General features: G+C 59.8%; 11 protein-coding genes, 2 tRNA genes and 3 rRNA genes. 10 read left to right on the forward strand and 6 right to left on the reverse strand.

What is annotated here, in order from left to right:
- Positions 1–3: 3 nt before the first annotated feature.
- The 7 genes from BWR19_01375 (at position 4) to BWR19_01405 (ending at position 7,456) form a co-directional block, all read left to right on the forward strand.
- Positions 4–810 (forward strand): transposase, encoded by an 807-nt coding sequence (locus BWR19_01375; GenBank protein APX91708.1) that lies wholly within the window; start codon positions 4–6, stop codon positions 808–810.
- A gap of 656 nt (positions 811–1,466) precedes the next feature.
- Positions 1,467–3,013: ribosomal RNA gene (locus BWR19_01380) — 16S ribosomal RNA — on the forward strand.
- Between the two features lie 191 nt (positions 3,014–3,204).
- Positions 3,205–3,281: transfer RNA gene (locus BWR19_01385), tRNA-Ile, on the forward strand.
- A 116-nt stretch (positions 3,282–3,397) separates the two neighbouring features.
- Positions 3,398–3,473, forward strand: a tRNA-Ala gene (locus BWR19_01390).
- A gap of 293 nt (positions 3,474–3,766) precedes the next feature.
- A 23S ribosomal RNA gene (locus BWR19_01395) occupies positions 3,767–6,680 on the forward strand.
- Positions 6,681–6,748: 68 nt separating this feature from the next.
- A 5S ribosomal RNA gene (rrf, locus tag BWR19_01400) occupies positions 6,749–6,864 on the forward strand.
- The 16S, 23S and 5S rRNA genes sit together here with 2 tRNA genes alongside, the layout of an rRNA operon.
- Before the next feature lie 394 nt (positions 6,865–7,258).
- Positions 7,259–7,456: a hypothetical protein gene (locus BWR19_01405; GenBank protein ID APX91709.1), complete on the forward strand. Its 198-nt coding sequence runs from the start codon at positions 7,259–7,261 to the stop codon at positions 7,454–7,456.
- A 77-nt stretch (positions 7,457–7,533) separates the two neighbouring features.
- Here the strand turns inward: BWR19_01405 and BWR19_01410 are convergent, their stop codons facing one another.
- On the reverse strand, positions 7,534–8,355 hold the full coding sequence (locus BWR19_01410; protein APX91710.1) for a transporter: 822 nt from the start codon (positions 8,353–8,355) through the stop codon (positions 7,534–7,536).
- 94 nt (positions 8,356–8,449) lie between these two features.
- Between BWR19_01410 and BWR19_01415 the strand changes: the two genes are divergently transcribed.
- Positions 8,450–9,025: an isochorismatase gene (locus BWR19_01415; protein ID APX91711.1), complete on the forward strand. Its 576-nt coding sequence runs from the start codon at positions 8,450–8,452 to the stop codon at positions 9,023–9,025.
- On the opposite strand, the gene BWR19_01420 is transcribed toward BWR19_01415, so the two are convergent.
- On the reverse strand, positions 9,018–9,797 hold the full coding sequence (locus BWR19_01420) for a peroxide stress protein YaaA (GenBank protein ID APX91712.1): 780 nt from the start codon (positions 9,795–9,797) through the stop codon (positions 9,018–9,020). The two genes, BWR19_01415 and BWR19_01420, sit on opposite strands and share 8 nt — an antisense overlap.
- 92 nt (positions 9,798–9,889) lie before the next feature.
- Positions 9,890–10,921: an NADP(H)-dependent aldo-keto reductase gene (locus BWR19_01425; GenBank protein APX91713.1), complete on the reverse strand. Its 1,032-nt coding sequence runs from the start codon at positions 10,919–10,921 to the stop codon at positions 9,890–9,892.
- 227 nt (positions 10,922–11,148) lie between these two features.
- On the opposite strand from BWR19_01425, the gene BWR19_01430 reads away from it, so the two are divergent.
- A complete protein-coding gene (locus BWR19_01430; GenBank protein ID APX94853.1) occupies positions 11,149–11,652 on the forward strand; it encodes a hypothetical protein in 504 nt (167 codons plus the stop codon).
- 84 nt (positions 11,653–11,736) lie between these two features.
- Positions 11,737–12,261: a hypothetical protein gene (locus BWR19_01435; GenBank protein APX91714.1), complete on the forward strand. Its 525-nt coding sequence runs from the start codon at positions 11,737–11,739 to the stop codon at positions 12,259–12,261.
- A gap of 1 nt (position 12,262) precedes the next feature.
- On the opposite strand, the gene BWR19_01440 is transcribed toward BWR19_01435, so the two are convergent.
- The 3 genes from BWR19_01440 to BWR19_01450 are packed head-to-tail and all read right to left on the reverse strand — an operon-like array spanning position 12,263 to position 13,675.
- Positions 12,263–12,811: a Rossman fold protein, TIGR00730 family gene (locus BWR19_01440; GenBank protein APX91715.1), complete on the reverse strand. Its 549-nt coding sequence runs from the start codon at positions 12,809–12,811 to the stop codon at positions 12,263–12,265.
- Between the two features lie 44 nt (positions 12,812–12,855).
- Positions 12,856–13,377: a hypothetical protein gene (locus BWR19_01445; GenBank protein APX91716.1), complete on the reverse strand. Its 522-nt coding sequence runs from the start codon at positions 13,375–13,377 to the stop codon at positions 12,856–12,858.
- Complete coding sequence (locus tag BWR19_01450) at positions 13,349–13,675, reverse strand: hypothetical protein (GenBank protein ID APX91717.1); 327 nt, start codon at positions 13,673–13,675, stop codon at positions 13,349–13,351. Before BWR19_01450 ends, BWR19_01445 begins: the two co-directional genes overlap by 29 nt.
- Between the last annotated feature and the right edge of the window lie 26 nt (positions 13,676–13,701).

Here is a 13,701-nt window from a genome sequence, read left to right on the forward strand (position 1 = left end):
GCGCTGCTGCTGCGTGCGGCCGAGCTGCCGCGCAGCACGTTCTACTACCAGATCAAGGCCTTGGACGCTGACGATCGGTACGCGGCTCTGAAGGCGCGTATCCGGGCGATCTACGACCGCCACAAAGGGCGCTATGGCTACCGTCGCATCACCTCCGTTCTGCGGCAGGCAGGTGAGGCGATCAACCACAAGACCGTCCAGCGGTTGATGCAACAGCTAGGCTTGAAGTCCCTGGTTCGCCCTAAGCGGTATCGTGCCTACCGAGGCGCGGAAGGCTACGCCGCCCCGAATACGTTGCAGCGTCGGTTTCAGGCTCAGCGTCCCCATCAACGGTGGGTGACAGACATCACCGAATTCAAGGTCAATGGCCAGAAGCTCTACCTGTCACCGGTCATGGATCTATATAACGGAGAGATCATTGCCTTCCAGACAGGGCCACGCCCGGTGTTCGACCTGGTGAAGGGTATGCTCAAGAAAGCCTTTAGCAGGCTGATCGCGGGGGACCGGCCGCTGCTCCACTCGGATCAGGGCTGGCATTATCGCCACCCCAGATATCGCCGCCTAGTGGTGGAGAAGCGGATACTCCGTAGCATGTCACGGAAAGGGAACTGTCTGGACAATGCTGCGATGGAGAGCTTCTTCGGCACCCTGAAGGCTGAATACTTCCATTTGAACCGGTTCGACACCATAGAGCAGCTGCAGCAAGGCCTCGACCGTTACATCCATTACTACAACCACGAGCGTATCAAGATGAAATTAAAAGGCCTGAGCCCTGTGCAGTACAGGACTCAGGCCTTGAGCGCCGACTGAATGAGCCGTCCAACTATTGGGGGTCAGTTCACCGCGCGGGCGTTGTCGTCTACAGCGCTCCCTTCGCCAGTGGTTTTGTCCACAGTCGGCGGTAGGCGGCAGGGTGTGGATAAGTTTTCTGTCAAAAAGGGCTTGCGGGCCTCACGGTAAAGCCGTAAAGTACGCATCCGCTGCTGCCGACGGGCATACGTAGGCAGCGGTAGAGAGAGGGGCAAGCAGTTGGTTTTGTTGGGTTTTTCTTGTCGAGCTGAGAAGAAAAGCGATTGACAGGCCCGCCGGAAACGGTAGAATGCGCCCCACTCGAACGGCGCGTCGCAAGACGCTCGGGCAGGCGGAGTTCGCTGCGATGTGGTCGCACTGATCGCCACCGCCGAGGCTTGACAAGCCGCACCGTTTCAGTAGAATACGCCTTCCTCGCCGGGCGCTGGCGGCTCTTCACGAGCCACGGCAACAGCGAGACGCTCTTTAACAATCGATCAGGTAATTCATGTGGGCGCTTGTCGATGACGAGGTGATCAGTCACCACATCATCAAGGCAAGCGACTCGTCACCGATCTTCGGATCGGAATTGAGTAAACGTTTGAACCTTGAGCCAAGATTGGTTCGCTTTTGCCTGGTGTCTTCGGATGCTGGGTGAGCAAGAACCGCATTGATTGAAACTGAAGAGTTTGATCATGGCTCAGATTGAACGCTGGCGGCAGGCCTAACACATGCAAGTCGAGCGGTAACAGATCCAGCTTGCTGGATGCTGACGAGCGGCGGACGGGTGAGTAATGCATAGGAATCTGCCCGATAGTGGGGGATAACCTGGGGAAACCCAGGCTAATACCGCATACGTCCTACGGGAGAAAGCAGGGGCTCTTCGGACCTTGCGCTATCGGATGAGCCTATGTCGGATTAGCTTGTTGGTGAGGTAAAGGCTCACCAAGGCGACGATCCGTAGCTGGTCTGAGAGGATGATCAGCCACATCGGGACTGAGACACGGCCCGAACTCCTACGGGAGGCAGCAGTGGGGAATATTGGACAATGGGGGCAACCCTGATCCAGCCATGCCGCGTGTGTGAAGAAGGCCTTCGGGTTGTAAAGCACTTTCAGTGAGGAAGAAGGCCTTGGGCTTAATACGCTCGAGGAAGGACATCACTCACAGAAGAAGCACCGGCTAACTCCGTGCCAGCAGCCGCGGTAATACGGAGGGTGCGAGCGTTAATCGGAATTACTGGGCGTAAAGCGCGCGTAGGTGGCGTGATAAGCCGGTTGTGAAAGCCCCGGGCTCAACCTGGGAACGGCATCCGGAACTGTCATGCTAGAGTGCAGGAGAGGAAGGTAGAATTCCCGGTGTAGCGGTGAAATGCGTAGAGATCGGGAGGAATACCAGTGGCGAAGGCGGCCTTCTGGACTGACACTGACACTGAGGTGCGAAAGCGTGGGTAGCAAACAGGATTAGATACCCTGGTAGTCCACGCCGTAAACGATGTCGACTAGCCGTTGGGAGCCTCGAGTTCTTAGTGGCGCAGTTAACGCGATAAGTCGACCGCCTGGGGAGTACGGCCGCAAGGTTAAAACTCAAATGAATTGACGGGGGCCCGCACAAGCGGTGGAGCATGTGGTTTAATTCGATGCAACGCGAAGAACCTTACCTACCCTTGACATCTTCGGAAGCCGAGAGAGATCTTGGTGTGCCTTCGGGAACCGAAAGACAGGTGCTGCATGGCTGTCGTCAGCTCGTGTTGTGAAATGTTGGGTTAAGTCCCGTAACGAGCGCAACCCCTGTCCCTATTTGCCAGCGATTCGGTCGGGAACTCTAGGGAGACTGCCGGTGACAAACCGGAGGAAGGTGGGGACGACGTCAAGTCATCATGGCCCTTACGGGTAGGGCTACACACGTGCTACAATGGCAGGTACAAAGGGTTGCAAGACGGCGACGTGGAGCTAATCCCATAAAGCCTGCCTCAGTCCGGATCGGAGTCTGCAACTCGACTCCGTGAAGTCGGAATCGCTAGTAATCGTGAATCAGAATGTCACGGTGAATACGTTCCCGGGCCTTGTACACACCGCCCGTCACACCATGGGAGTGGACTGCACCAGAAGTGGTTAGCTTAACCCTCGGGGGAGCGATCACCACGGTGTGGTTCATGACTGGGGTGAAGTCGTAACAAGGTAGCCGTAGGGGAACCTGCGGCTGGATCACCTCCTTATCGACGAATTCATCTCGTGTCGGCAAGTGCTCACAATGAATTACCTGATCGGCCAGAGCAAAGACTGTTTGGGTCGAGGACCCAGCGGTTGCAAGCGGGTCGGTAGATCAGCTGGTTAGCGCGCACCCCCTGACCTTAAGTGGAAAGCAGGGTGAGGTCGGCCAGCGGGTTGCCAGCAGCTTGCAACGGTACAGTGCCGGGTCTGTAGCTCAGTTGGTTAGAGCGCACCCCTGATAAGGGTGAGGTCGGCAGTTCAAATCTGCCCAGACCCACCAAATTTCGCCGGATACGGCGTTGCTTTGAACCTCGCATAGCAGGCTATGCGTCGGCCCAAAGCGCCTTGTCTCCGACGAAATTACATTTTCTCCTTCATCGGAGTGGATGTTGATAGGGGGCCATAGCTCAGCTGGGAGAGCGCCTGCCTTGCACGCAGGAGGTCAGCGGTTCGATCCCGCTTGGCTCCACCAAACTTCCTGATGCTACGTTGAAAGTCTCCTCGCATAGCGCACTATGCGTCGTCGCCTTTCGCCTTGCCTCAGATCGTTTGGCCGCTAGCGTCCAACAGTCGAATTACCTGATCGGATCTACAGTCATAAGCCACCATCGCATCAGACGATGACCGGTTTATGACTGTCGATTGACAGTCTGCTCTTTAACAATGTGAATCATGCTGACAAATTTCTCCGCAAGGAGAAATGCAAGATACGTTTCAAGCGTATCCGGCAATTGTCGTACGTAATCGCAGACCAGACCCTTTCGGGTTATATGGTCAAGCGATTAAGCGCACACGGTGGATGCCTAGGCAGCCAGAGGCGATGAAAGACGTGGAAGCCTGCGATAAGGCTCGGTGAGGTGGCAAACGACCTGTGACCCGGGCATTTCTGAATGGGGAAACCCACCCAGCATAAGCTGGGTATCCCACACTGAATCCATAGGTGTTGGGAGGCGAACCAGGGGAACTGAAACATCTAAGTACCCTGAGGAAAAGAAATCAACCGAGATTCCCCTAGTAGCGGCGAGCGAACGGGGACCAGCCCTTAAGCGTGTGACTGATTAGGCAAACGAGTTGGGAAACTCGACCATAGTGGGTGATAGTCCCGTAGCCGAAAATCTGATCACGTGAAATCGAGTAGGTCGGGGCACGTGAAACCTTGACTGAAGACGGGGGGACCATCCTCCAAGGCTAAATACTCCTGGCTGACCGATAGTGAACCAGTACCGTGAGGGAAAGGCGAAAAGAACCCCGGAGAGGGGAGTGAAATAGATCCTGAAACCGTGTGCGTACAAGCAGTGGGAGCCGACATGTTCGGTGACCGCGTACCTTTTGTATAATGGGTCAGCGACTTATATTCAGTGGCGAGCTTAACCGTATAGGGGAGGCGTAGGGAAACCGAGTCTTAACTGGGCGACCAGTCGCTGGATATAGACCCGAAACCGGGCGATCTATCCATGAGCAGGTTGAAGGTTGAGTAACATCAACTGGAGGACCGAACCAGGATCTGTTGAAAAAGATTTGGATGACTTGTGGATCGGAGTGAAAGGCTAATCAAGCCCGGAGATAGCTGGTTCTCCTCGAAAGCTATTTAGGTAGCGCCTCACGTATCACCGCCGGGGGTAGAGCACTGTTTCGGCTAGGGGGTCATCCCGACTTACCAACCCGAGGCAAACTCCGAATACCGGTGAGTGCGAGCGTGGGAGACACACAGCGGGTGCTAACGTCCGTTGTGAAAAGGGAAACAACCCAGACCGTCAGCTAAGGTCCCGAAATCCTGGTTAAGTGGGAAACGATGTGGGAAGGCTCAGACAGCTAGGAGGTTGGCTTAGAAGCAGCCATCCTTTAAAGAAAGCGTAATAGCTCACTAGTCGAGTCGGCCTGCGCGGAAGATGTAACGGGGCTAAACCAGGTACCGAAGCTACGGGTTCATCCTTAGGGATGAGCGGTAGAGGAGCGTCGTGTAAGCCGATGAAGGTGGATTGAGAAGTCTGCTGGAGGTATCACGAGTGCGAATGCTGACATGAGTAACGACAAGGGGAGTGAAAAACTCCCCCGCCGGAAGACCAAGGGTTTCTGTTCGATGCTAATCAGAGCAGAGTGAGTCGGCCCCTAAGGCGAGGCCGAAAGGCGTAGTCGATGGGAAACGGGTCAATATTCCCGTACCTGACATGGTTGCGATGGGGGGACGAAGAAGGCTAGGTGAGCCAGGCGTTGGTTGTCCTGGTGAAAGTCGGTAGGCTGAGGGTTTAGGCAAATCCGGATCCTCAAGGCCGAGAGACGAGACGAACAGACCACGGTCTGGAAGTCACTGATGCCACGCTTCCAGGAAAAGCCTCTAAGCTTCAGACCATGTGAGACCGTACCCCAAACCGACACAGGTGGTCAGGGTGAGAATCCTAAGGCGCTTGAGAGAACTCGGGTGAAGGAACTAGGCAAAATGGTGCCGTAACTTCGGGAGAAGGCACGCCGCGTTAGTGTGAAGGGACTTGCTCCCCGAGCACGAGGCGGTCGAAGATACCAGGTGGCTGCAACTGTTTATTAAAAACACAGCACTCTGCAAACGCGTAAGCGGACGTATAGGGTGTGACGCCTGCCCGGTGCCGGAAGGTTAATTGATGGTGTTAGCCGCAAGGCGAAGCTCTTGATCGAAGCCCCGGTAAACGGCGGCCGTAACTATAACGGTCCTAAGGTAGCGAAATTCCTTGTCGGGTAAGTTCCGACCTGCACGAATGGCGTAATGATGGCCACGCTGTCTCCACCCGAGACTCAGTGAAATTGAAATCGCAGTGAAGATGCTGTGTACCCGCGGCTAGACGGAAAGACCCCGTGAACCTTTACTATAGCTTCACACTGGATGCTGATGTTGCTTGTGTAGGATAGCTGGGAGGCTTAGAAACCCGGACGCCAGTTCGGGTGGAGCCAACCTTGAAATACCAGCCTGGCATCATTGGCGTTCTAACTCAGGCCCGTTATCCGGGTCGAGGACAGTGTGTGGTGGGTAGTTTGACTGGGGCGGTCTCCTCCCAAAGAGTAACGGAGGAGCACGAAGGTACCCTCAGCACGGTTGGAAATCGTGCATTGAGTGCAAGAGCATAAGGGTGCTTAACTGCGAGACAGACACGTCGAGCAGGTACGAAAGTAGGTTCTAGTGATCCGGTGGTTCTGTATGGAAGGGCCATCGCTCAACGGATAAAAGGTACTCCGGGGATAACAGGCTGATACCGCCCAAGAGTTCACATCGACGGCGGTGTTTGGCACCTCGATGTCGGCTCATCACATCCTGGGGCTGAAGTCGGTCCCAAGGGTATGGCTGTTCGCCATTTAAAGTGGTACGCGAGCTGGGTTTAGAACGTCGTGAGACAGTTCGGTCCCTATCTGCCGTGGGCGTCGGAAGTTTGAGAAGAGCTGCTCCTAGTACGAGAGGACCGGAGTGGACGCACCTCTGGTGTTCCGGTTGTCACGCCAGTGGCATTGCCGGGTAGCTATGTGCGGACAGGATAACCGCTGAAAGCATCTAAGCGGGAAGCCCCCTTCAAGATGAGACTTCCCTGAGGCTTTACGCCTCCTGAAGGGCCCAGCGAGACTAGCTGGTTGATAGGCACGGTGTGGAAGCACAGCAATGTGTTGAGCTAACGTGTACTAATGGCCCGTGAGGCTTGACCATATAACCCCAAGGGGTCTGTGGATTACGCGACAATTGACGGATGCGTTGAGACGTATTGGTTGGCATGATTCCCACGTTTTTCGCCTGACGACCATAGCGTGCGGGAACCACCTGATCCCATGCCGAACTCAGCAGTGAAACCGCTCAGCGCCGATGGTAGTGTGGGGTCTCCCCATGCGAGAGTAGGTCATCGTCAGGCACTTATTTAGAAGCCCCGGCCATTGGTCGGGGCTTCGTCGTTTGGGGGTCTCCCATGGACCCCGTTTGTCGGGAACAAACGGGAACCGCTTTAGCGGGCCCGAAGGGCGAGTCTCAGGATGAGACGAGTAGAGTAGCGGAAGGCCGCCCCGAACATCGTCAGGCACCTATACCGAGAAAACCCCAAGCATCCTGTGCTTGGGGTTTTTTTCATGTCCAGACGCCCCGTTCTCGCAGAGATCGGGGCTTCGTCGTTTGGGGCTAGCTCTCTTTATTCGGTGGGCTGGATACTAGGCGGGATATTTTGCTAGTCTCGGTGGCTCGCGCAATAATCGGCCGCTTGGTCAGCGTAACGAAGATCAAGGCATGCCCGATGTTCTCAGGAGGAGACCAGGATGAAGACGACGATGCTGCGGAAACTTGGACTAGCCGTGTTGATGGCCATGGTCCTTGGTGGGGTTGCGGCTTGCGACGATCAAGGCCCGGCAGAGGAAGCGGGTGAGAATATCGACGATGCCATGGAAGATGCTGGGGAAGGCATGGAGGAGCTGGGCGAGGATATTCAAGACAGCGCCGAAGACGCCCAGAACTAAGCGCATAGATTTACGCAATAGAATCATCACAAAGGCCAGGCAATGCCTGGCCTTTGTCTTGGCTAATACACTGGCATTCAGTGTCCGGCGTTCTGTTCGATACCTTGCAGGTACCAGGGGGCGCCATCACGCAGGTCGCGCGTTAGGTGCCAGGTCTCATTGAATTCGGTCTGGGTGCCGTTTTCCTCGAGAATGCCGTGGAAGATCACCGTGGCTTCAGCTTGCTTGCCAATCTCACGTACATCACCGAGTTCGGCGAATAGGCGAATGACCTCGGTTTGGTTGTTGGCCGGGTGCTGGGCGCGCTCCTCGCGCAGCAGGTTATAGAGTTCCGGCGTCACATACTCCTGAATGCCGCTTAGGTCATTGTTGTCCCAGGCTCGCTGCAGGGTCATGAAGTGCTCCTTGGCACCGCCGAGGAAGCGCTCCTTGTCAAACCAGGCCGGCAGGCTGCCCAGCTCGCTGCCACCGCCCAGCATCGCCCCGGGGGCGGCCTGGAACGCCTGAGCGCGGGCCTCGCCATGAGGGGCCGACGGGGAGTTGCCGGCCGCGGCCAGCCGACGGCGCGCCAGCAGCCTGAACAGCAGAAAGCCCAGCCCCGCCATTAGCAGGATATCCATCAGACGAAGTTCATCGAAGGCGCCGCCGAAGAACAGTGCTGCCAGGAGTCCGCCGGCCAACAGTCCGCCCATCATCCCGCCCATGCCTCCGGCGCGAGCGCCTGCCTGTGCGGCATTGGCGGGCTGTCCGGCCTGGGCCGGCGTCGAGGCGGGGCGATCGGCGGAGCGCGAAAAACTGCCGATATTACCGCCGCCGCCCATGCGGCGCGCCTCGGCATATTCAATGGCAAGGCCGAAGCCCATCATGCCCACCAGCAGCATCACAAACAGATTGCGCATCGTACGAGGTCTCTTCATCGGTCATCGGTAGGCTTCTAGAATACCCTGTTGCGGGGCTATGCTGAATGCCCGCAGGTCGAGATGAGGACGCACAATGCGCATGGTGCTGGAAGAGAGTCTGGTGATGCTGGTCGATCTGCAGGCGCGGCTGCTGCCGGTGATCGATGGCGGTGAGCAAGCGGTTACCGAGGCGGTGTGGCTGGGCCGTCTGGCTACGCAGGTGGAGGTGCCGGTTTGGTTGACCGAGCAGTATCCGGCAGGCCTTGGGCATAGCGACCCGCGCTTGCTCGAGGCGTTACCGCATGCGCAGTGCTGGCAGAAGTCACACTTCGGCGCAATGGACGAGGCGCCGCTAGCCGAGGCGCTGGCGGCCAGCGGCCGTCGCCAGGTCGTGCTGTGCGGCGCAGAGGCGCATATTTGCGTGCTGCAGACCGCCCTTGGCCTGCTCGAGGCGGGCTACGCGGTGTTCTGGCTGGATGAGGCCACGGTCAGCCGCCGTCGTGACGAGGCGCGACTGGCTCGGCAGCGGGCCGTCCAAGCGGGAGCGGTGGCGGTAAGTGCCGACATGGTCGCCTATGAGTGGCTCAAGCGCTGCGACGATGCGCGCTTCAAGGATATCCACCGCCGTTTCCTGCGTGAACGCGCAGTTCGCCCGCTGAACTTCAGCTAGCGCCCTCTTCGCGGGTGAATACCAGCGTCTTGCCTTCAGACATGGCGGCATTATAGCGATAGCCGGCGACATCGAAGTGCTTGAGGTCTTCGGCATCGTTGAGGCGCTGGCGAATGATCCAGGCGCTCATCAGCCCGCGGGCCTTCTTGGCATAGAAGCTGATGATCTTGTACTGGCCGTTCTTGGCATCCTTGAACACCGGGGTGATGACCTCGGCGTCGAGGGCCTTGGCGTCGATGGCCTTGAAGTACTCGTTGGAGGCCAGGTTGACCAGCACCCGTGAACCGCTACGCGCAATGGCCTGGTCGAGCTCGCGGGTGAGGGTCTGCTTCCAGAAGGCGTAGAGGTCCTTGCCGGCCGCATTTGGCAGGCGAGTGCCCATCTCCAGGCGATAGGGCTGGATCAGGTCGAGCGGCTTGAGCAGGCCGTAGAGGCCGGAAAGAATACGCAGATGCTCTTGCGCGAAGACGTTGTCCTCCTCACTGAAGGTCTCGGCCTCCAGGCCAGCGTAGACGTCGCCCTGGAAGGCCTGGGCGGCCTGCTTGGCGTTGTCGAGGTCGAACGGCGGCTGCCACTCGGCGAAGCGGGCGGCGTTGAGGCCGGCCAGCTTGTCACTGATACCCATCAGTTCCGAGAGCCGCTGCGGAGAGTAGTCGCGCAGGATGTCGATCAGCTGCTGGCTGTGGTCGAGGTAGTCCGGCAGGCTGTGGGTCGTGGTCGAGGGCGAGGTCTCGAAATCGAGTGTCTTGGCGGGGGATATGACGCTCAGCATGGGGCGCTCCTTGTAACCCGAAATGTTGGCGCCAGTATATCAAGCCCGCTGGGTGGGCGCGGCTATCGCGATGATAGGCCGCGCCTCGGGTCTCAGGGGCAGGGATTGGGCAAGCGGCGATGAACCGCCTCGATGGCCTCGATCACTTCCTGATCGAGCCTCAGCGACTCGCTGGCCAGGTTGGCCTCGAGCTGCTCCATGTTGGTGGCGCCGATGATATTGCTGGTCAGGAACGGACGTGAGTTGACGTAGGCCAGCGCCATTTGGGCGGGATCAAGGCCGTGTTCGCGGGCGATATGCACATAGGCGCGCGTAGCGTCTTCGGCGACCTCGGAGGTGTAGCGCTTGAAGCGTTCAAAGAGCGTCAGGCGGCCCTTGGGCGGGCGAGCACCGTCGAGGTACTTGCCGGACAGCACCCCGAAACCCAGCGGAGAATAGGCCAGCAGGCCGACACCCTCGCGGTGGGCGATCTCGGCCAGGCCCACCTCGAAGCTGCGATTGAGCAGGTTGTAGGGGTTCTGTACGCTGGCAACGCGGGGCACACCGATCGTCTCAGCCAGCCGCAGGCAGCGCATCACGCCCCACGGCGTCTCGTTGGAGAGGCCAATGGCGCGCACCTTGCCGGCATCTACCAGTTCCTTGAGCGCAGCCAGGGTCTCTTCAAGCGGGATGGCATCCTCATCCTCGTCGTGCTCATAGCCGAGGCGGCCAAAATAGTTGGTACTGCGATCCGGCCAGTGCAACTGGTAAAGGTCGATATAGTCGGTCTGCAGCCGAGCCAGGCTGGCGTCTACCGCCTTGTGAATGTGTGCGTGGGACATGCGCGGACCGCCGCGGATATGCTCGAGGCCGGGCCCCGCCGCCTTGGTGGCGATGATCACGTCGTCGCGGGCGCCGCGGCGCTTGAGCCAGCTACCGATATAGGCCTCGGTGCGGCCCTGGGTGTCGGCCTTGGGCGGCACCGGGTACATCTCGGCGGTGTCGATGAAGTTGATGCCGAACGCCACGGCGCGGTCGAGCTGCTCATGGGCTTCGGCCTCGCTGTTCTGCTCGCCAAAGGTCATGGTGCCAAGGCATAGCCGACTGACGTCGATACCGGTGTCGCCAAGGGGTCGAATCTGCATTCGTCACTCCGGGTCGGGAAAAGAACGGAACAGGTGCCAAAGGCATGGTAGCGGGGGGCTACCAAAGCGGCAAATCTCCGGGGTTGAGTCGCCTGTGCAGGGGGCGTATGCTTGCGACCCGTTGGCCCGGCGGAGCCCGAAGAGCCAGTCGTCAAGCGCGTGATGATCAGGTACAGGGTAGTGCCGGCAGGATCATCGCACCGTTTACAGGATCAAGGTTGTTTGCCATGCCGCAGGCATCTTCACTGTTCACCCGTCTTGAGTATCGCCTGGCGGAGCAGCTGTTTCATACCCGTTGGCTGCCGCGCTCGCCGCGCACTCAGCGTCTGACCATGCATCTCTTCCAGCGCTGTGCCGATGCCGGCCATACGGCAGCGCTGTCGGTGTACGGCCACATGCTGTTTCATCGTGGTGCCAGCCCCCAGGACAAGGCCAAGGGGGCGCGCTATGTGCTGCAGGCCGCCCACAGCGGCGATGAGCGCGCCCAGTACCAGGCCGGCGCGATCTACGAGCACGGTTGCGCCCAGTATCCGCGGCGTGACGACCACGCGGTGACCTGGTATGCGCGTGCCGGGGAAGCCGGTCATGCGCTGGCGGCGGCACGCTTGGCCGACGCCTATCGCCACGGGCAGCTGGGGTTGGCGGTCGACTGTCAGCGCGCCGAGTACTGGCAGCGCCTGGCTGACCAGCATGCCGGCATCGATATACCCGAGGCGGCCACCCGCCACTAGTGACCGCAGTGCGCTTAGCCCTTACCCTATAGGCCTGATCGAGCGCTCGATCGGGCCTATGCCTTTTAAGAGGATGCCTACCACGTGGCCTTGCCTACCCTGCTGGATATCGAAGCGTCCGGGTTCGGACGCGGCAGCTACCCGATCGAGGTAGGCTTGGCGCGGGCAGACGGCTCAAGCTGCGCGTTTCTGATCCAGCCGTTGGATGAGTGGACCCACTGGGATCCCAAGGCCGAGCTGCTGCACGGCATCTCGCGCAATCGGCTGAACCGCGAGGGGCATCCGGTGATCGAGGTGGCACGCTGGCTCAATGACGAGCTGGCCGAGGAGGGCGTCGCCTACAGCGACAGCTGGGGCTACGACAACACCTGGCTATCGCTGCTGTTTCACCATGCTGGGATGTTGCCGCGTTTCCGCCTCGAGGCGCTGCGCCGCCTGCTGTGCGACGAGCAGCTGGCACTGTGGCAGGCCACCAAGGAAACCCTGATCCGCGAACGTGGTATTCAGCGCCACCGTGCCGGGGAGGATGCGCGGCTGCTGCAGCTCACCTATGCCCGCACCCGGGCGCTGGTGGATGCCCGCGCGGCACATCGCCGGCGCGGGAGCTAGATCAGCCGGCCAGGTGGTTGTCCAGGTGGTCCAGCAGCGCAGCGGGTGTCTCGGCCGAGAGCAGCTTGGCGCGAGTCTCTGGATTGAGGAAGCCGTGGGCCACGGTGCTGTCGAGAAAGCCCAGCAACGGTGCATAAAAGCCCTGGGTGTCGAGTACGCCGATGGGTTTCTCGTGCAGGCCGAGATATTGCCAGGTCCAGGCCTCGAACAGCTCCTCCAGGGTGCCGATGCCGCCGGGCAGGGCGATGAAGGCGTCGGCGCGGGCCGCCATGCTGGCCTTGCGTTCATGCATGTTGGCCACGCGAATCAGTTCGGTGAGGCCGTGGTGGGCCTGCTCACGCTCGACCAGGTGGTGCGGCATCACGCCGATCACTTCCCCGCCCTCGGCCATGGCGGCATCCGCCAGTGCCCCCATCAGGCCGATGCGCGCCCCGCCGTAGACCAGCCGATGACCGCGCCGGGCGATCTCGGCGCCCAAGGCTTCGGTGGCAGTGCGAAAAGCTGGCTCGCGACCCTCGCGTGAGCCGAGATAGACACAGATATTGGCCATGACGCCCTCCTTGAATGGCCCTCTATCCTAGCATCGTCCTGGACTCAGGGCAGGCAGTCGGCGATGCCGTACTCGGCGTCCAGCCACTGGCCGATCACGTTGTGTCCGCACAGGTGGTGCGCGTACTGGGTGTGCAGGCAGCGCACCTGATCCCAGTTGGCGATACCGCCGATACCGCGCTCGCGGAGCAGCGCCGCATAGCCGAGTCGCTCGGCCTCGGCCTGCTGCTCGCTGGGCATGTGCTGCCAGCGCTGGGTGACGTAGTCGCGATGGCAGTCGTGGTAGGCGGCGAGAAAGGCCGGATCTTCCTGCAGGCGTGCCTCCAGTGACTTGATGACCCCGGCGGCCTCGAGGTGCGAAATCTCGACCTTGAGGCGCTCGGAGCTGAGCCAGTAGAGGGTCGGGAAGGGCTTGCCATCGATGATCGAGGCCATCCTCAGCACCAGCGGCGTGCCCTCGACGTCGGTGGCCGCCAGGGCCTGGATGCCACGCGGCATGCGGCCCAGCTGTTGGGTGATGGTCGTCAGCTGGCGTTCATCAGGTATCGTGTCGGGGTGGAGCACCATCGTCGGGATCTCGCAGGAATTTGTTCGAGCGGCCCACGGCGCGAAAGAATGCCTGGTTGAGCTGCACCGGGGTCGCCACGTAGCGCCACTGGCGCTCGCAGTACTCGGCGGCGCGGGCCATCAGCACGTCGTAGAGACGATTGAACGGGGCATCATAATCGTAGGGATCGGCCCCGAACAAGCGGATGTGCGGGTAGTCGGCGAAGCGCTCCATGAAGTAGCGCTCCAGGTCGGCTTCCACCGCACGGTGCTGGGCGGTGTTGTCGGGGTCCAGCCAGAGATTGTAGCGGATCACCATGGGGCTCCCGGCGCATGGGCGTGACG

It is taken from the genome of Halomonas sp. 1513, assembly GCA_001971685.1.
GTDB lineage: Bacteria > Pseudomonadota > Gammaproteobacteria > Pseudomonadales > Halomonadaceae > Franzmannia.